This is a genomic window from Rhizobium sp. AG207R (assembly GCF_027109195.1).
Lineage (GTDB): Bacteria > Pseudomonadota > Alphaproteobacteria > Rhizobiales > Rhizobiaceae > Rhizobium > Rhizobium dioscoreae.
Genome location: NZ_JAEPVT010000001.1, coordinates 709,229 through 727,674 on the forward strand (window position 1 = coordinate 709,229; position 18,446 = coordinate 727,674).

The 18,446-nt window shown below is 59.9% G+C and carries 18 protein-coding genes; 4 read left to right on the forward strand and 14 right to left on the reverse strand.

The features are described 5' to 3' along the window. Nucleotides 1–42: 42 nt before the first annotated feature. The 6 genes from JJQ51_RS03120 to JJQ51_RS03145 form a co-directional block, all read right to left on the reverse strand. Nucleotides 43–717 (reverse strand): 4-carboxy-4-hydroxy-2-oxoadipate aldolase/oxaloacetate decarboxylase, encoded by a 675-nt coding sequence (locus tag JJQ51_RS03120; protein WP_269244272.1) that lies wholly within the window; start codon nt 715–717, stop codon nt 43–45. Between the two features lie 96 nt (nt 718–813). Next, on the reverse strand, nt 814–1,650 hold the full coding sequence (locus JJQ51_RS03125) for an ABC transporter substrate-binding protein (RefSeq protein WP_269244273.1): 837 nt from the start codon (nt 1,648–1,650) through the stop codon (nt 814–816). Between the two features lie 95 nt (nt 1,651–1,745). Beyond that, a complete protein-coding gene (locus JJQ51_RS03130; protein ID WP_269244274.1) occupies nt 1,746–2,516 on the reverse strand; it encodes an amino acid ABC transporter ATP-binding protein in 771 nt (256 codons plus the stop codon). Next, nucleotides 2,513–3,271, reverse strand: a complete 759-nt coding sequence (locus JJQ51_RS03135) for an amino acid ABC transporter permease (RefSeq protein WP_092713758.1) — start codon at nt 3,269–3,271, stop codon at nt 2,513–2,515. Before JJQ51_RS03135 ends, JJQ51_RS03130 begins: the two co-directional genes overlap by 4 nt. Next, nucleotides 3,268–3,975 (reverse strand): amino acid ABC transporter permease, encoded by a 708-nt coding sequence (locus JJQ51_RS03140; protein WP_269244275.1) that lies wholly within the window; start codon nt 3,973–3,975, stop codon nt 3,268–3,270. The genes JJQ51_RS03135 and JJQ51_RS03140 overlap by 4 nt, the downstream gene beginning before the upstream one ends. Beyond that, entirely contained in the window at nt 3,972–4,751 is a 780-nt protein-coding gene (locus JJQ51_RS03145; RefSeq protein ID WP_269244276.1) for an SDR family oxidoreductase, read from the reverse strand. The genes JJQ51_RS03140 and JJQ51_RS03145 overlap by 4 nt, the downstream gene beginning before the upstream one ends. Nucleotides 4,752–4,946: 195 nt before the next feature. Here JJQ51_RS03145 and nac point away from each other — a divergent pair, with 195 nt between their 5' ends. Continuing rightward, nucleotides 4,947–5,900, forward strand: coding sequence for a nitrogen assimilation transcriptional regulator NAC (gene nac, locus JJQ51_RS03150; protein ID WP_269244277.1), 954 nt, complete (start codon nt 4,947–4,949; stop codon nt 5,898–5,900). A 66-nt stretch (nt 5,901–5,966) separates the two neighbouring features. Here the strand turns inward: nac and JJQ51_RS03155 are convergent, their stop codons facing one another. The 8 genes from JJQ51_RS03155 to JJQ51_RS03190 form a co-directional block, all read right to left on the reverse strand. After that, on the reverse strand, nt 5,967–7,172 hold the full coding sequence (locus JJQ51_RS03155) for a pyridoxal phosphate-dependent aminotransferase (RefSeq protein ID WP_269244278.1): 1,206 nt from the start codon (nt 7,170–7,172) through the stop codon (nt 5,967–5,969). Nucleotides 7,173–7,219: 47 nt separating this feature from the next. Continuing rightward, the gene (locus tag JJQ51_RS03160) at nt 7,220–7,987 is read right to left on the reverse strand and encodes a 5-oxoprolinase subunit PxpA (protein ID WP_269244279.1); all 768 of its coding nucleotides are present in this window, start codon (nt 7,985–7,987) and stop codon (nt 7,220–7,222) included. Nucleotides 7,988–8,018: 31 nt separating this feature from the next. After that, nucleotides 8,019–9,014 (reverse strand): biotin-dependent carboxyltransferase family protein, encoded by a 996-nt coding sequence (locus JJQ51_RS03165; protein WP_269244280.1) that lies wholly within the window; start codon nt 9,012–9,014, stop codon nt 8,019–8,021. Beyond that, complete coding sequence (pxpB, locus tag JJQ51_RS03170; protein WP_269244281.1) at nt 9,011–9,718, reverse strand: 5-oxoprolinase subunit PxpB; 708 nt, start codon at nt 9,716–9,718, stop codon at nt 9,011–9,013. The genes JJQ51_RS03165 and pxpB overlap by 4 nt, the downstream gene beginning before the upstream one ends. Then, nucleotides 9,715–10,140: an acetyl-CoA carboxylase gene (locus JJQ51_RS03175; RefSeq protein ID WP_269244282.1), complete on the reverse strand. Its 426-nt coding sequence runs from the start codon at nt 10,138–10,140 to the stop codon at nt 9,715–9,717. The genes pxpB and JJQ51_RS03175 overlap by 4 nt, the downstream gene beginning before the upstream one ends. After that, nucleotides 10,137–11,528, reverse strand: a complete 1,392-nt coding sequence (accC, locus tag JJQ51_RS03180) for an acetyl-CoA carboxylase biotin carboxylase subunit (RefSeq protein ID WP_269244283.1) — start codon at nt 11,526–11,528, stop codon at nt 10,137–10,139. Before accC ends, JJQ51_RS03175 begins: the two co-directional genes overlap by 4 nt. Further along, nucleotides 11,528–11,962: an acetyl-CoA carboxylase biotin carboxyl carrier protein gene (locus tag JJQ51_RS03185; protein ID WP_269244284.1), complete on the reverse strand. Its 435-nt coding sequence runs from the start codon at nt 11,960–11,962 to the stop codon at nt 11,528–11,530. Before JJQ51_RS03185 ends, accC begins: the two co-directional genes overlap by 1 nt. A gap of 222 nt (nt 11,963–12,184) precedes the next feature. Beyond that, nucleotides 12,185–13,870: a Na/Pi cotransporter family protein gene (locus tag JJQ51_RS03190; protein ID WP_269244285.1), complete on the reverse strand. Its 1,686-nt coding sequence runs from the start codon at nt 13,868–13,870 to the stop codon at nt 12,185–12,187. A gap of 384 nt (nt 13,871–14,254) precedes the next feature. On the opposite strand from JJQ51_RS03190, the gene JJQ51_RS03195 reads away from it, so the two are divergent. The 3 genes from JJQ51_RS03195 (at nt 14,255) to mcpU (ending at nt 18,428) form a co-directional block, all read left to right on the forward strand. Further along, entirely contained in the window at nt 14,255–15,061 is an 807-nt protein-coding gene (locus JJQ51_RS03195) for an MBL fold metallo-hydrolase (protein WP_269244286.1), read from the forward strand. A 45-nt stretch (nt 15,062–15,106) separates the two neighbouring features. After that, nucleotides 15,107–16,066 carry a phosphotransferase family protein gene (locus JJQ51_RS03200; protein WP_152095141.1) on the forward strand — a complete coding sequence of 320 codons (960 nt, stop codon included), beginning with the start codon at nt 15,107–15,109 and terminating at the stop codon, nt 16,064–16,066. A 295-nt stretch (nt 16,067–16,361) separates the two neighbouring features. Then, a complete protein-coding gene (gene mcpU / locus JJQ51_RS03205; protein WP_269244287.1) occupies nt 16,362–18,428 on the forward strand; it encodes a methyl-accepting chemotaxis protein McpU in 2,067 nt (688 codons plus the stop codon). Nucleotides 18,429–18,446: the final 18 nt, after the last annotated feature.

Here is an 18,446-nt window from a genome sequence, read left to right on the forward strand (position 1 = left end):
CCGCCTATGTGGTTGGCCGTAGAGACTTCAAACGCCCGTAGCTCAGATACCTACGATGAGGCCTTTGGCCTTCAGTACAGGTTCAAGCTTGCTGACTTCGATGACCGACTTGCCCTGTTTGTAGGCCTCGATGTATCTGGCTTCGGCCTCGTCGCGGGCCTGTGAGAGCCGCGCGACATCCTGCGCCTCCTCCCGGCGAACGATGACCAGTCCGTCGGCGTCGCCGATGATGATGTCGCCGGGATTGATGATCTCTCCGCCAACGATGACCGGATCGTTGACCGCAGCGATCGTCTCCTTGACCGTGCCCTTGATGCAGACGCTCAGCGAGAACACTGGAAATCCAAGTTCTCGCAGTTGCAGCGTGTCCCGCACGCCGGTATCGGTCACCAGGCCACCAATGCCCTTGGCAAGGCAGGCATTGGCCAGAACATCGCCGAAGGAGCCGGCTTCTTCATATTCGCCGGCGGAGACAACGATGATATCGCCCGGTTTGGCGTAGTTGATCGCGAGCTGCAGCATGATGTTGTCACGTGGCGCGCACTTGACCGTGAATGCCGGGCCGCAGAGCTTCATGCGATAATCCACGGGCTTCAGCCGCGAGGACAGCGCGCCGCGACGGCCCTGGGCCTCATGGATCGTCGCGGGCGAGAATTTGGCAAGCGCCTCGATGTCGGCCTTGCTTGGACGCTTGGCAATATCTTTGATGTGGGTCAAGGAAACCTCCCATGGTTAAGCCGGCGGCGGGCGCACCCGCCGCCTGTTATCGATAACGATTTTGATGGATGGACTGACCGGCTAGGCCGCCCTTCGTCAGGGGATGGGGTCGAACTTCAATTCGGTGATCGGGACGACCTTTTCGGTACGGGTCATTTTGTACTCGGTGTTCTGTCCGAGCCATTTCTCCCAGATCTTGTTGATCTCGCCTTTGCCGTCGAGAGTGTGCAGGATTTCGTTGATCTTTGCGGTCAGCGCAGGCTGATCCTTTTGCATACCGATGCCAACTGGCTCCAGCAGCATGGGTTCCTCGATCATGCGCATCTGCTTGCCCTTCGTCTTGGATTCGTTGACAAGCAGCGTCGTTGTCATGGTGTTGGCAACCAGACCGCGCGCCTTGCCCTGCTGAACGGCGAGATAGGCAGACCCGGTGTCCTGGAAGGTCAGCGGGTCGGATTTGTTGAGTTTGATTGCCAGTTCCGAAGTCGAGCCCTTGGTCGAGGCAAGACGCTTGCCCTCGAAATCGGCTTTCGTCTTGCCGGCATCATCCGCGGGAACGATGAGCATTTCCTTGGCGATATAATAGGGGTCGCTGAACTGGATCTGCTCCGCGCGGCTGAGCGTATAGGCAAGATTGGCAACCGTGATATCGACGCGGCCAAGCTTCACTTCGGGAACACGCGCCTCGACCGAGATCGGCTTGATCTCGGCCTTCACGCCGAGTTCATTTGCGATCGCCCGGCACAGATCGACATCGAAGCCGACCATTTCTCTGGTTTTGGGATCGGGCGAGGAAAACGGCGGCACGTCGGCATAGGTCGCGCAGCGCAGCGTCTTTGCCGACATGATGGTGTCGAGTTGATCCGCCTTGGCCGGCAGGGCAATGGCGACGCCGGAAAGCGCCAATGTCAGGGCAAGATATTTCCAGTCCATAGCTGTTCTCCTTGTTATTGATTTGTGGTGCTTTATCTCTTTGTTTTCTCGCAATTCCGGACGGAAAACCGCTACACACTTTTTCTGGAATTGCTCTAATGGCGCAGATCGGAAAGAAAGCGCTGAGCTCTGGGATGACGAGGGCTCTTGAAAAACTCCTCGGGTGGCGCGGTTTCCAAGATCTCACCGGCATCGATGAACCAGATCCGGTCGGCCACATCGCGAGCAAAGCCCATTTCATGGGTGACGCAGAGCATGGTCATTCCTTCGGCCGCCAAGCTTTTCATGACACTAAGCACCTCGCCGACCATCTCGGGATCAAGCGCGCTCGTCGGCTCGTCGAAGAGCATGACCGGCGGCTCCATCGCGAGCGCGCGGGCAATGGCGACGCGCTGCTGCTGACCACCAGAAAGCTGGCCGGGATAGGTAGTCGCCTTGTCGGCAAGACCGACGCGCTCAAGCAGTGCGAGCGCCTTGTCGCGCGCCACTTTCGCCGGCACGCCCTTGACCCGGATCGGCGACATGGAAACATTGTCGACGACAGATAAATGGGGAAACAGGTTGAAATTCTGAAAGACGAAGCCGATCCGGCTGCGCAGCCGATTGAGCTCGGCAGCGCCCATCGCGGCATGAATATTCTTTCCCTCGAAATCTATCGAACCGCTATTGATCTCCTCCAGCCGGTTGATCGTGCGGATCAAGGTCGACTTGCCGGAGCCAGACGGTCCGCAAATAACGACGACTTCGCCTCGACTGACATCGGCATCGATGTTGTTCAACACCTGATAATGACCATAGCTCTTGCAGACCGCGTGAAGACGGATCTCCTGAGCGCCGTCCTGCGGCCCGGAAACTGGGGTGCTCATAGCTGCTCCGTGAATGTTTTTAGGGGGACGACATCGCTGCGCAGGCGTATCTTCCGTGGCCCGGCTCGTCGACGGGCAATTCGCCGTTCGACGCTGTTTGCGGCATGGGTCAGGCTCCAGCAGAGCACGTAGTAGACCACGGCGAGGATGAAGAAGACCTGGAAGGGTTGCGACAGAAGCTGGTTGTTCACCTGGCTTGCCGCGAAAGTCAGATCCGGCACATTGATGATATAACCGAGCGTCGTATCCTTGATCGTCGAAACGAACGTCGAGATCATGCTCGGGATCATGTTGTAGAGCGCCTGCGGCAGGATCACGAAGCGCATCGCGCCGATGTAGCTGTGGCCAAGCGCTCTCGCAGCATCCATCTGCCCCTGGCCGAGCGAGACGATGCCGGCCCGCACGACCTCGCTTAAGAACGCGCCCTCATAGATCACAAGCGTTACCAGCATGATCAGGAAGCTCGGGACATCCGCCCCTGTCCATAGCGGAACGATGAAATAGCACCAGAGGATCAGCATCAGCAGCGGAACGCCGCGCGTGATGTAGACGAGGCCGGTTGCGGGCCATCTGAGGACTGCCCATTTGGAAAGACGGGCCATGGCTAGCAGTATGCTGACGGGAAATGCGAGTGCTATGGCCAGCGCTGAAAGGATCAGCGTATTGGCAAGGCCGCCCAGCGGGCCATTGGGATACTGGCCGATCAGCAGCAGAAGCCAATAATCATGGATGATCTTGATGATATCCTGGATCACGCGCGCCCCCTCCGCACCGGATCGCTGCGCAGCGAGATATATGCGCCGAAGGCCATGATAATGAGGGAGAAGAACAGGTAGATGACCGTACCGATCAGATAGATCTCAAAGGTTCGGAAACTGACATTGTCGATTTCCTTGACGGCGTGGGTAAGCTCTGACGCACCGACGACGATTGCGAGACTACTGTTCTTGAACAAGGAAACGCTGTGATTGATGAGCGGCGGCAGAGCATTGCGCGCGCCCTGGGGCAGGATGACGAAACGCATGGCCGAGATGTAGCCATGCCCGAGCGCTTTGGCCGCTTCCATCTGCCCTGGGCTGACTGACCGCAACCCGGAGCGCAAATCCTCGCTGAAATAGGCGGCCTGGCACAGTCCCAGACCTATGATGGCAAAGATTGCCTCGGCATTGTGATCGGCCAGCCAGTCGGTGATGCCTTGCGGCATCAGCGTATAGATCCCGAAATACCAGAACATCAGCTGCACAAGCGTCGGCACGTTGCGGTGATAGGAGACGTAAGCTTTCACGATCGGATCGCCGATGCGAAGGGGCGAGACGCGAAGGGCAAAAAGCAGGATGGCCAGCGTCATCGCAAGGAGCCAGGAGCCGATATAGATGACGAAAGTCATCTCGATGCCACGCAAGAGCATCGCGACATAATCCGGATTCCTCAGGATGGCCGACAGATCGAACCCGCTCACCGCTTCGCACCTTCCGCATCATAGGTGGCGGCGGACGTCTCCGGCTTTGCCGTCTGCAGGCCGCCCATCACCTGCAATGTCGGGGTGATCTCCATGTGGCCGATATTGACCGCGACCGGCGCTGAAATCGCAAAGGCGATCGCATCGGCGATATCGGCCGCCTGCGGCAGCTCGAACCCATCGATGAAGCGCTCGCGCACGCTCGGGTCATCGCCATGGACGTGGTTGAAGATATCGGTCGCGACACGGCCGGGGCAGATTTCGGTAACCCGGACCCGCTTGCCGAATGCATCGATGCGCAACTGATTCGACAGCATCGCAACGCCGGCCTTCACGGCATGGTAGGTGGAGTTGCCGCCGAAATTGTAGTTTCCGGCGATCGAGGAGATGTTGACGACATGCCCGCGGTCACGAGCCACCATCCCCGGCACGACCAGACGGCAGATGTGCAGAACGGCGCGAAGATTGACGTCGATGAGGAGATCGATGTCCTCTTCATCCGCCTGAAGGAATTTCCTCGGCCGGTCAATGCCGGCATTATTGACCAGAATGTCGAACTCTACACTGCTCGCAAGAGCGGCAATTGCGGCACGATCCGTGACATCGATGACGTGTGCGATACATCCCGTGCGCTCGGCCAGTTCCTTCAGGGCACCGGCACTGCGAGCGATCGCATGCACTTCAATGCCCTCGCGGCAAAGCCGCTCAACAACTGCGGCACCGATCCCGGAGGAAGCGCCAGTGACCAGCGCGGTCTTGTAATCGGAGAATGGCATTCTGATCCCCTTTTTGTTGGTGTGGACATTAGCGGAGCTTCAACTCCTTGCCTAAGACCGATTACTTTTGGAGTAATAAGCAAGTTTTATGGAGATGTGCCGGCGGCAGGCGAGCCGGTTAAAGCTGAGGGTCGTCTCCCCCACTTTTGCAGCGATGCGCAGGTTTTTCCGACATCGGCCCGCGTTGCAAAACAGATGCGTGTCTGCAAACATGCCCGGCAAAGACAGAACAGTACGAATGCCATGGATATCAGACGCTTCAAATCCTTCATCGCCATCGTCGATAGCGGCAGTATCACGCGGGCCGCGGATATCCTGCATCTCGCGCAGCCGGCTCTGAGCCAGCAACTGGCGGCGCTCGAGGAACATTTCGGCCAGAAGCTCCTGATCCGAAGCCAGCAGGGCGTCAGCATGACCGATGCCGGACACGCGGTTTATCGGCACGCACAAATCATTCTGCGCCAGATGGAACAGGCGCAAGCCGATGCCGCCGCCGCCGGCAATTCGCTTGCCGGACGCGTTTCGGTCGGTCTCGTGCCTTTCAGCAGCGCCGCCACGCTTTCGGTCGATCTTCTGGCGGAGACACGAAAGAGGCACCCGGGGATTCTGCTTCATCTGACGGAGAGCGTCGGCCAGACCTATAGCCAGATGATCATGACCGGCCGGCTGGAAATGGCATTGATCCACGGCACGGGGCCGATCAAGGGCGTGCGTTTCGAGCCGATCCTGAGGGAGGAATTCTACCTCGTCGCTCACCGTAATTTCACGATCGATTCAGACCAGAAACCCGTGCCGGTCAGTGCCCTCGACGGGATGCCCATGCTGTTGCCGCCGGCTTACAATTTCGTGCGCCGGGCCGTCGATGCCGCCTTCACACGCAGCCGCATCAATCTGAAGGTCGTGGCCGAAGTCGAGATCGTGCGCACCCTGGCGCGTGCCGTCGGAAGCGGGCTGGGCGCGACCATCATGCCGAAAGCGATCGCCGACCGCATCGTCTCGGAATCAAGCGAGCCTCTCGTCTGCCGGCTGATCTCTCCTCGAATCGAGGAAACGCTGTCACTTTGCACGTCCGATCAGAACTCGCTGTCGGAGCCGGCATTCGCCGTCAAGGATATTCTCGTCGAGCTCACCGAGCAGTTGAAGGTCTGAAGCTTAGAGGTGGACGCCCGTGGCCTGCGACCCGGAAACCGGATCGGAGGCGCGCAAGATTACGGCTTAGCGCATATCGCGGCAGAATTCGGCGATACGGGCGCAGCCCTCGCCAAGCTTTTCCATGCTTGTCGCGTAGGAAATGCGGAAATAGGGGCTCATGCCATAGGCTGAACCCTGCACTGTCGCGACATGTTGCTCTTCGACCAGCGCCATGACGAAATCGACGTCGCTCTCGATCTTGCGTCCGCCCTTGGTGGTCTTGCCAATCAGGCCGGACATGTTGGGATAGATGTAGAAGGCGCCTTCCGGCTTGTGGCAGCGTAGCCCATCGACCTTCGACAGTTGATTGAGGACAAAGTCGCGTCTTTCCCTGTAGATTGCCGCCCGCTCCTGCAGGAGATCCTGCGGACCGTCCAGCGCTGCGATCGCCGCCGCCTGTGTGACGGTTGCAATACCGCCGCCGTTTTGACCGTTGACGTTGCTGATGGCGGCAATCAGCTCCTTCGAACCGCTCGCGCAATATCCCAAGCGCCAACCGGTCATGGCATAGGCCTTGGAGACGCCGTTCATGGTCAGGACCCGGTCGTAGAGCCTCGGTTCCGCATCGGCGATCGTGCAGAATTCGAAACCATCATAAACCAGATGTTCGTAGATATCGTCGGTGAGTATCCAGACATTCGGGTGACGCAGCATGACCTCGGCGATCGCGGCCATTTCCGCGCGCGAGCAGGCAGCGCCCGTCGGATTGTTCGGAAAATTCAGGAGAAGCCATTTGGTGCGCGGCGTGATCGCCGCCTCGAGGTCTTCCGGACGCAACTTGAACCCGGCCTGCTCGAAGCAAGGCACGGCCACCGGAACGCCGCCGGCAAACTTGACGATGTCGGCGTAGCTGACCCACGACGGCGTGGGAATGACGACCTCGTCACCTAGATTGCAGGTGGCAAGCATCGCGTTGAAGATCACCTGCTTGCCGCCGCCGGAAACGACGATCTGGCTCGCATCGTAATCGAGATTGTTGTCGCGCTTGAATTTTCGGCTGATCGCAGCCTTCAGCGCCGGCGTACCATCCATCGGCGGATATTTGGTATCGCCGCCAAGTGCGGCAGCATGCGCTGCCTCGATCGCATGGGCCGGTGTCGGGAAATCCGGCTCTCCAGATGAAAGGCTGACGACCTTGATGCCTTTGGCGGCCAGTTCGCGGGCGCGTTGGGTCATGGCGGCGGAAGCGGAGATGGAAACATTCTTCAGGCGATCGGCTGTGGAAGGCATTGGCGTGCTCTTTCAGTGGAAATGAAAAACTTAGGTTCCGGAGGCAATCAGGATGCAAGCTCAGCCGCAGGTGTGAGCGTGGCGCCGGAGGCCTCGATTTCGTTGCGGATAATTCGTGCAAGCTCCAGCGAGCCGGGCGTATCGGAATGCACGAGGATCGATCTCGCCGGCATTTCAAGCGCGGTGCCGTCGATTGCCTCGACGGTTCCATCGGTCAGGAAACGGCGCACTCGCGCCCGCACGGAAGCTTCGTCCTTGACCAGTGCTCCCGGCAGATCGCGGGAAACGAGCCTGCCGCCGGCATCATAGGCGCGGTCGGCCAGAAACAGCGCCAGCGTCTTGAGTTTCGCGCGTTTTGCCGCCCTTTCGATTTCGCTGTCAGGCGTCACGAACACGACGAGGCGCTGATCGACCCTGGCAATGGCATTCATCATCAGATCGGCGAGCGCTGGATCGCGATTGACCATATTGCCCATGGCCGCGTGAAAACTGAAATGTCCAAGGGTCATGCCTTCGCTCCTAGCGATGGCGGTCAATGCACCAAGCTGATAGAGCATCTGCTGCCGTAGCTCGTCCGGCTGGAACGGCATCTCGCGACGGCCGAAGCCCGCGCGATCCGGCAGCCCCGGATGCGCGCCGATGCCTACGCCATTCTCCTTGGCGAGACGAACCATGCGCGCCATCGTCCCCGGATCCCCCCCGTGAAAACCACAGGCGATGTTGGCCGATGAGACGATCTTCATCATCGCTTCGTCATCACATAGCCGATAGGGACCAAAACCTTCCCCCATGTCGGAATTCAGATCGATTTTCACCCGCGCCTCCTCTTGGTCCCCGCCACTCTCATCAGACCATTGCCTTCAAAGCACGCTTGACCATCTGCGACGTCCGCCTGATATCCTCGACGTAGCCGGTCATGGCCTGCTCCACGGCGCGTGCCTCGGCATGTGTCGCACGGACGAACCGCAACCGGCTTCCGATCCGTGCCTGACCGAGCCGCCACAGATCGCATTCGACGACGCCGGCGATCTTCGGATAGCCGCCCGCGGTATTGGCATCGCTCATCTGAATGATCGGTTCACCGCCGGGCGGGACCTGAATCACGCCAGGCACCACGCCATGAGAGCGCATCTCGACCGTCGACATCGGCCTTATGGGTTCGCCGGATAGTCGATAGCCGGTGCGGTCGCTGCTTGACGATATGCGCCAGACCTGACCCCAGAAGGCCTCGCCTTCCGAGGCGAACAGCTCATGTTCGCCAGCAACGATCGCACGGATGGACAGCACGCCATCGGTTGGGGCCGGAAAGACATCACGCAGCGCCACCGCCGGCTCGACGACGGCAAGACCACCAGCCGGCAATGAGAGCTCATCGGCGGCCGCGCCAAATTCAATCCTATCGCCCCTGACGAGCGCTCGACCGGCATTGCCGCCGAAGCCACCGCGCAGGGATGTGCTGCGCGAGCCCATGAGAACCGGCACATCCAGCCCTCCGCGGAACACGATATAGGCGCGCGCTAACCGGGGCGGCTGCCTTACCTCCAGAAGCTGACCCGGCTCGGCGACGTGGGTGCACCAGGAACGCAGCTCCCTTCCGTCCAGCGTGGGGCTGCCATCCGCGCCCGTGACGGCAAAGATGCCACCCGTCTCGAACCGCAGCTTGAACGGAAAGGTCTGGACCTCTATTCCCGCCGCGTCGTCGTCATTGCCAATGAGGATATTGCCGATCTTCACCGCAAGGGGGTCCATCGCGCCGCTGGCCGTGACGCCAATATCGCGATAACCGGGGCGGCCGAGATCCTGAACCGTGTTGAATGGGCCAGTTTCAATGATTTCGATCATAGCTCGATCCTTGCCGGCAGAAAACGCACCGTATCGCCGGGCGCCATCAGGGCTGGCGTCGCGGAGGCCGGATCGAACATCTGCAGATCCGCATGTCCGAGCGAGTTCCACCCGTTCGGGCCTGTCAGCACCGCAACGCCTGTCTGCATCCCCCCGATCGTCACGCTGCCCTTCTCCATCCTGAGCGACGGAACGGTCTTGCGCGGCATGTAGATGCGCGGGTCGAGCCCGTGCAGGTAGCCAAAACCGGGGGCGCTTCCCAGAGCAAAGACGCGGTAACTCGCCTCATAGTGGATGCGCACGACCTCACGGTCGCTCAAGCCGCAAAAATCGCAGATCGCGGGAAGATCAATCGCATAGCTGCCGCCATAGTGAACGGGGATTTCGATGATCTTTCCCGCCAGATCGAGGCTATCGGCCTTGTTCCATGCTTCAAGAAGCCGGCCCGCCACCAATTCGGGATCCTCGGGCGTCTCCTTGAAGATCGCTAGAAGATTGGTCATCCCGGGGATCACTTCCGCTATATCGGTCCAGCCCTTCACCGTTTGCGCCAGGGCCCAGATCCACCGCTGCGCAGGCAGATCGAATTCGCCGGGCGCTTCGAGCAGGAAAGATCGGGTGCCAATACAGGAGATCCTGGCCCGGCCCTTGGAGGCGGGAACGATTTCGCGCGACGATGTGACGGTGTTCGAGGTGGCGATCATGGCAGCGGCTCGATTTCGAACAGGAGATCCCCGAATCCGACCAGGGCTTCAGGCTCGACCAATTGCCTGGCCAGCAAACCGGACCTGCCGGCGAGAATGGGAAGCAGGACGGAACCGATGCGGATGAACCCGATCACATCCTCGCTGGAGACAGCGCGCGGAAGATGCCCGGTTCCATCGGAATCCGAAGGATGCAAAGGATAGAAGTGGCCCGCCATTGGCGCTTTGGCCACCGCCAATGGTATCGCCGGCTGAGGCTGTGCGTTTCCCGTCAGGCTGATTTCAGCATGCCCAGCCTTCGAAACCACGATACGCAGATTGGCGCCCGGCCGCGAAATTTCCAGACCATCGACGCCTGCCGCCGTCAGCGCATCGGCCAAGGCCGCGATGATCGAAGGATCGCTAAAGTCGACCGCGCTCATGCCGCGCTCCTCCGGCGAAGCCATTGCTCCAGATAGTGGATATCGGTCCCGCCGCGGGCAAAGCCTTCATCCTCGAACAACGCGCGCAGCAATGGCAGGTTGGTGGAAATCCCGTCTATCCGGATGGCGGCAAGCGCCTCGCGCATTCTTGTCATCGCGTCTGCCCGGGTAGGCGCATGAACGATCAGCTTGGCGATGAGCGAGTCATAATAGGGCGAGACGCGATAGCCGGCATGAATATGGGTATCGACCCGGATGCCCGGTCCTTCCGGCAGCGCCAGATCGGAGATCGTACCTGCCGAAGGCAAGAAATTTTCGGGGTCCTCGGCATTGATGCGGCATTCGAACGAATGGCCGATACATGCCACATCATCCTGGCGCATTTCGAGGGAATTGCCCTGGGCGACCATTATCTGCGCCTGAACGATATCGATCCCGCTGGTCATCTCGGTGACGGGATGCTCGACCTGCAGGCGCGTGTTCATTTCAATGAAGTAAAAGGAGCCATTCTCGTAGAGAAATTCGAAGGTTCCGACGCCGCGATAGCCGATCTGCCGGCAGGCTTCCACGCAGGCCAGGCCGACGGGCTCGATCGCTTCCGAAGAGATCCCGGGCGCCGGGGCCTCCTCCACCACCTTCTGATGCCGGCGCTGCATCGAGCAATCGCGATGCCCGAGCCAGACGGCATTGCCATGGATATCGCAGAGCACCTGAATTTCGATGTGACGCGGATGCTGGAGGAACTTCTCCATATAGAGCGCCGGAGAGCCGAAAGCCTGGCGAGCCTCTTCCCGTGTCAGGACGATGGCCTCGTGCAGCTCGCCTGCGCCCGGAACCACCCGCATCCCTCTGCCTCCTCCGCCGCCGGCGGCTTTGATGATCACGGGATAGCCGATCTCCTGGGCGATCTGCTCGACCGACGCCGGATCATCCGGAAGCGATGTATCGGGACCAGGCACGCAGGGCACACCGGCAGCGATCATTGCCCGTTTCGCCGATATCTTGTCGCCCATGATCGCAATCGAGGAAGCGTTCGGCCCAATGAATGCGAGGCCGACTTTCTCGACGGCTTCGGAAAAGGCAGCGTTCTCGGATAGAAAGCCGTAGCCGGGGTGGATCGCACCCGCTCCGGTCAGTTGCGCCGCAAGGAGGATCGCATTTTGATTGAGATAACTGCCGGCTGCGTTCGCCGGACCGATGCACAGAAAGGTGTCGGCGGTCTCGCCGTAAGGTGCCTGCCTATCGGCTTCAGAGCAAATCGCCACCGTCTTCAAGTCGAGTTCGCGGCAGGCCCGCTGAATGCGCGCGGCAATTTCGCCGCGATTTGCAATCAGGACCGTATCGAAACGGCGGCGTGCCAACCCCACCCTGTCGAGAGATTCCGCCATCACACGATCTCCGCGAGCATGTCGCCCGTCTCGACTTCGCCGCCATCTATTTGGGTGATCTGCCTGATGCGGCCGGCCCGCGGGGCTGCGATCTTGTTGAAGACCTTCATCGCTTCGATGATGAAGAGCGTCTGCCCCTCCTCCACAATGTCGCCGATCTCAACGAAAGGTTCCTGCCCGGGTGCGGCCGCCCGATGCAGAACGCCGAAGATCGGCGCCGCCACGGTGACGGCCGTGCCTTGTGATGAAACATCGCCGCCTTGTTGAGCATGACCGGTTGCTGCGCTGGCGGCCACCTGCGCTGGCGCGAACGAATCCGTCGGATTGGGCGTTCGGAAGATCCGAACCGTGACATCCCTTTCCGTTACCGTGAGTTCGGTAACGTTGGATCGTCCAACAAAATCGATCAGTGTCTTTATCTTCGGCAGATCCATGCGAGAACTCGGTATTTCGGAGCACCTCCCGCAATCCAATGGATAATGGCTGCGTTTGGCTGACTACCTCCCTACACGATGGCTCTCACGATGGGGTCAAAGGAACTTTTGATGGCACAGCGCTGCGACCGACAGGACAGCTGTCACCAATGGGCATATCGAAGCCACATCGGCGCCGCGCATTCCGGCCCAGCCGCCCGACAGACGGCTGAGATAGGTCTTTTAGTCATGTGCAGTCACTGCAACCGGTGGCACCGGGCTTGGTGTCCGGCTCTGCAAAAGTTCGCCACGCTCTTCCAGGACGGGATAGGCTGCGGCGGCGACGAGGTGGGAGTTGATCTGCTTGAGGTCGCGCAGAAGGTCGAGGTGAAGCGAGCTGGTCTCGGCGGTCTCGATCCCACCCTGGCGCAAGCGCTGGAAATGGGCTTCCGTCCCCTCGCGCTCCGCCTTGCGGAAAATCACCTTCTCCTCCGCCAGCATGCGGGCGGCACTTTCATTCTGCGTCATGAACAGGGCAGCCGCCGTCTGGAGGTTCGACTGCAATCGGTCGAACAATGTCGCCAGTTCGAGCTGTCCTTCCTTGGAGAAACTCAAACCTCGGCGCAGGCGTTTTGCCAGGTGCGGCAGAAGGTTCTGGTCGAGCACGTCGCCGGCATGTTCCATGTTCATCGAAAACAGCAGGATCTCGTTCAGGCGCCGCCGGTCGGCTTCTCCAAGCTCGTCGGGATCGATCGATGTCAGATAGGTCTTTACCGCCGTGTTCAGGCTGTCGAGGATATTGTCCAGCGATCGCAATCGCGTCAGCGCCTTTCGATCCGTGTCCGATAAGGCGGACTTGGCGCCCGCAAGCATTTCCGAGAGCACGTCCACCAGTCTCAGCGCCTCGCGCGCTGCCGCGCCGAGAGCAACCACGGGCGTTTCCTTGGCCGCCGGATCAAGATATCTCGGGCGCGTCGGATCGGCCTCGTCGATCTTCTGCGGCAGCAATTTGGTCAATAGATCGGCATAGGGCCGCAATAACGGCATGAACACCAAGGCCAAAACGACATTGAAGGCGGTATGAAAATTGGCGACAGCTCGCGCGCTGTCGCTATCGATCATCGCCGACAGACGTGCGGCTGGCTCCAACAGGCCGATCATCGCGATCACACCGACAATGCGTGTCAGCATATTGCCAATGGGCAAACGCTTCACCGATAGATCCGCTCCCGACTGCCCTTCGATGAGTGGGTTGATCGCGGTGCCGAGATTGGCGCCGAGAACGAGAGCAAAGGCCTGATCGACATCGACGAGCCCCTTGCTTGCAAGCGACATGATGAGCAGCACCACGGCCACGCTGGAATGGGCAGCCCATGTCAGAATGGCTGCGAGAAGCATGCTCAGCACCGGCGTCGCGGCGATCGCATCAAGGACATAGGCGAGCGCCTTCGACCCCTCATACTGCGTCATCAGGTCGAGGAGCTGATGCAGTGCCAAAAGCATGAAGCCAAGTCCGATCATGACGCGGCCAAGATCGTGCACGCGTGAATTCCCGGTTCGGCGGAACATCAGGACACCGATCAGGATCAGCGCCGGCGAAGCCGCCGCGACATTGAAAGATAACACCTGAACGATCAGGGTCGTGCCGACATTGGCGCCCAGCATGACGGCAAGCGCCGGCACGAGATCCACCAGCCCGCCGGCGGCAAAGCCCGAGGCCATCAGGCCGGTAGCGGTACTGCTCTGCAGGATGGCGGTGACGCCGATCCCGGCAAAAAATGCCTTCGTGCGATTGCTGAGCGCCCGGCCGAGAAAGGAGCGCAGATCGGGGCCGAAGGCGCGCTGGATACCGGTCTGGACCATGCGCGTGCCCCAAAGCAAAAGGGCGATGTGACCGGCCAGAGCGATGAGGCCGAAAATAAGCGCCATAGTGGTCCTCCATATGCCTACGATGCCGGGCATCAATATCGCGATTATCTAAACTTTCATTAGCCGACTATGTTTCTTTGTCTTCGCGCCTTTTGCAAGGCGAGATTGTCATAAATCAATGAAATAAGAATTTTTACATTAAAAATCATGGTGATAAGATTACCATAAATCCTATCACCATTCGTTAGGAATATCCATTTTCCCAGGAAAGGTCGGCCTGAAAGCGACGATTTTCTGTCTCCAATGAGATCGTCTGAGGGTTGTTGCCTCGCCTTTTTGCTTTGATCTGTCCAAGGTCTGGCCAATATAGCACCGAAGCCTCCGCTTGCCGTGCGACGGGTCCGTGGCCGCAGGTTGGAAAGGCAGACTGGCGAGGAGTTCGAGATGACGCATTTTATCTGCATCACATGCGGCACGCAGTTCGGCGAAGGCGACGGACCACCTCTGGCCTGCCCAATCTGCGAAGACGAGCGCCAGTTCGTACCTCAATCGGGACAGGAATGGACCGACATGGCGGGCCTCGGCCAGAAGCATCAGGTAATCTGGAACGAGGAAGCGGAAGGCGTCCACAGTCTGCAGATCTCACCCGATTTCGGCATTGGCCAGCGCGCCTTTCTGATCGAAGGACCTGACGGCAATATCCTCTGGGACTGCCTCAGCCTTATCGACGAGCCCAGCAAGGCACGGATCGCCGCCATGGGCGGCTTAAGCGCGATCGCGATCTCTCACCCTCATTTCTATTCGTCGATGACCGAATGGAGTGCCACCTGCGGCAGCATACCGATCCATATCCATGCCGACGATAGCGAATGGGTGCAAAGGCGCGATGCGGCGCTACGTCCATGGACAGGCGAGACACTGTCGATTGGCCAGGCAACCATGATCCGCTGCGGCGGCCATTTCGACGGCAGTTGCGTGCTCCATTGCCCCTGGCTCGAAGGCGGGCGCGGCGCGCTCTTCGTCGGCGACACGATGCAGGTGACCATGGACCGCAAGTTCGTCAGCTTCATGCGCAGTTACCCAAACCTCGTTCCGCTTGATGCCAAGGTCGTGACGGCGATATCGGAAGCCATCCGACCCTATCGTTTCGAAGCGATCTACGGCGCATTCCCCGGCCGAACGATCGAGATCGACGGCAACCGCGTGGTGGAACGTTCTGCGGAGAGATACCTGAAGGCGATCGCAAGTTGAGAATTTGCAACCGATGCTCCACCTCAAGCATAGGCCCACTCATACATGAAACAGAAAACACCAATGCGGCGCACACCGGATGCCGCGCTTGCCGCCGCAATTGCCTCAGGGGTCATCGGTTGCACGCCGGTTGCTGTCAGACGGTTCACAACCGGTGCACGGCACTATGTCTTCGATCTTCAGTTCGCTGACCGGCCTCCAGCCGTCGTGCGCATCGGTGATCCGTCGGCTCGGGCTGAAATGGCCGGTGCAGTTTATCTTTCGAGATTATTGCGGCCCGGAGGTGTGCCGCTACCAGCCATTCTGGCCGAAAATATCGACGCAGAGTTTCCCTGGCTTCTGCTAGAACGCTTTCCCGGCATGGATCTGGGGTCGGTCATCTTGAATCTCTCGGAAGAGAAGCTGAATGGGATTGCTTCGAGCGTGGCGCATGCTCAGGCCATTACAGGAAGAATCATATCCGCAGGACGCTACGGATATGCCGCACGAGCGGAACAAGCGCCTCACGGCGCATGGTCTCAAGTGCTATTTGCCAATCTTGCTCGTTCGCGAGAGCGGATCGGGTCTGCCGGATTGTTTAACGTCGAGCTGGTTGATGCAATCGAACACGAGGTCGCTGACAGACGCGGAGAGCTCGACAAGACCGAAGCCATACCTTTCCTGCACGACACAACGACGAAGAATGTGATTGTGACACCAGAAGGCGCGTTCAGCGGCATCGTCGATGTCGATGATCTTTGCTTTGGCGATCCACGTTATCCTGCCGCTTTAACACTGGCTGCACTGATGGCCTACGGTGGCCCCGTGAGCTACGTCTCTGCGTGGCTCCGGCATGCCGGGCAAGCCGATGACCGGCTTTTTCGTCTTTATACGAGCGTCCTCCTACTGGACCTGATGGCCGAGCACGGCCACGTCTTCAACGGCAACGAGGCTCCATTAGCGCCAGCAGTTCGGGCAAACATGCAGCACGCACTTGAATTCAATCTCAATTTAGTGCGGTCATGAACACTGTGTAGGTCAAGGATTCAGCCCGGTTCCGCCGACCGCAGCGAGACCCGTTCCCGCTGTCTCATCCTTGATAAACCAACATCGCAACTGCCATTGATCGATCATGATTAAAGGCGCCTTAACGCTTCTCAAGCATATCTGACCGCATGTCTCATCAAGACATTCGCGGCGCCATGACGGCATTTGCGGGAATGACCATGACGTTTGGCCCATCCGGCGTGTCGGCTTCTTCAATCATCGACACGCTGGATCACCGTAAAGGACCGATCCCGTGCAAACCCGTTTCAATTTGATGACGAAAATTTTGGTGGTGGCATCTCTGGTCGTCATCGCCGTCCTCTCCGGTTTTTCAATTTACATAGACAGCCTTCAGCGCACGGCCGCCAGCGAAGCGGTCAAGGGAGAGATCGAATCCTCCGGCCTTCAGGCGTCGCAGAGTATTTCGAACTGGCTGGGCGCGCGCGTCATGCTGACCGAACTTGCCGCCAATGCCGCCGCCAAGGCCGGAAATCCGGCCGGCATCAGCAGCGCTTTCGACAATCCCGTTCTGCTGCGCGAATTCATGTCCACCTATGTCGGAGACGAGCAGGGCGTCTTCACCAGCGTTCCCAACCAGCCGCTTCCGGCGGATTACGACCCGCGCAAGCGGCCCTGGTACAAGGATGCCGTGAAGGCCGACAAGCTGGTCCTGACCGATCCCTATAATGACGCCTCGACGGGCAACCTCATCATCAGCGCCGCCATGCCGGTCAAGCGCGATGGCAAGCTGTTCGGCGTCGCCGCGAGCGACTTCTCGCTCGGTTCGCTCGTCTCCATGATCAAGTCGGTCACCATGGGCGGCAAAGGTTCGGCATTCCTGGTGAAGAACGATGGAACCATTCTTGTCCATCAGGATCAGCAGCTGGTCACCAAGAAGCTCGCCGATGCCTTTCCGCAGGCAACGCCTGCGATCGGCTCCGGCATTTCCGAAACGATCTTCAACGGCAAGTCCGTCCTTGTCAGCTTCCTGCCCGTTCAAGGCTTGCCGCGCGCCGACTGGTATCTCGGCGTGCAGATCGACCGCGATGCTGCTTTTGCCGGCGTCGCCAAATTCCGGATTGCTGCGGCTGCCGCGACTGCTATCGGCGTCGTCGCCCTGATCGGCGTCCTGGCGATGCTGCTGTCGAGATTGGTGGTCCGCCCAGTCCTGCAGATGACGAGCGCCATGGGCAAGCTTGCCGGCGGTGACGTGTCCGCCGAAATTCCGGGAACCGATCGCAAGGATGAGCTCGGGCGCATGGCCGCGGCAGTCGCCGTTTTCAGGGACAACATGATTCAGCGTGGCCGCCTTGCGAAGGAGGCTGAAGATACGCGGATGCTGAGCGAGCGGGAGCGGCGCGACCGCGAAGCCCTCAGGGCCAGTGAGGAGGAACAGATCGCTTCCGCCGTGCAGTCGCTCGCCGATGGGCTTGGCCGTCTCGCCAATGGCGATCTCGTCCATCGCATCAACGTTCCCTTTGCCGGTGATCTCGAGCGCCTGCGGACCGACTTCAATACGTCGGTCGCACGGCTGCACGACGCCATGGCGACCGTCGGGCGCAATGCCCGGGCAATCGACACCGGTGCGGGAGAAATCCGCGCCGCCGCGGATAATCTTGCACGCCGCACCGAGCAACAGGCCGCTTCTGTCGAGGAAACCGCGGCAGCCCTCGAGGAAATCACGACAACGGTCAAGGATAGTGCCCGCCGGGCAGAAGAAGTCGGCCAACTCGTCACGCGAGCTCGCGGCGGCGCGGAAAAATCCGGCGAGATCGTCGAAAAGGCCGTCGGCGCCATGAACATGATCGAAAAATCCTCCGGCGAGATCTCCAACATCATCGGCGTCATCGACGACATCGCCTTCCAGACCAATCTTCTGGCGCTGAATGCCGGTGTCGAAGCCGCACGTGCCGGCGACGCGGGCAAGGGCTTCGCCGTGGTCGCGCAGGAAGTCCGCGAGCTCGCACAGCGCTCCGCGCAGGCGGCCAAGGAGATCAAGTCCCTGATCACCGCCTCCGGCGAACAGGTGAAGAACGGCGTTACCCTCGTTAACCAGACGGGCGAAGCGCTTGAGGTGATCGTGCGGGACGTTCAGGAGATCAACCGCAACATCGAAGCGATCGTGCGAGCCTCGCGCGAACAGTCGACAGGTCTCCAGGAGATCAACACGGCGGTCAACACCATGGATCAGGGCACGCAGCAGAACGCCGCCATGGTCGAGCAGCAGACGGCCGCGAGCCACGGCCTGGCGTCGGAAGCCGCGACCTTGAACGAGCTGCTCGCACAGTTTCGCATTAGCGAGCAGGCCGCCAACGAAACACGCACCCGACGCGCGGCCTGAGGCGACAAGGTCCAAATT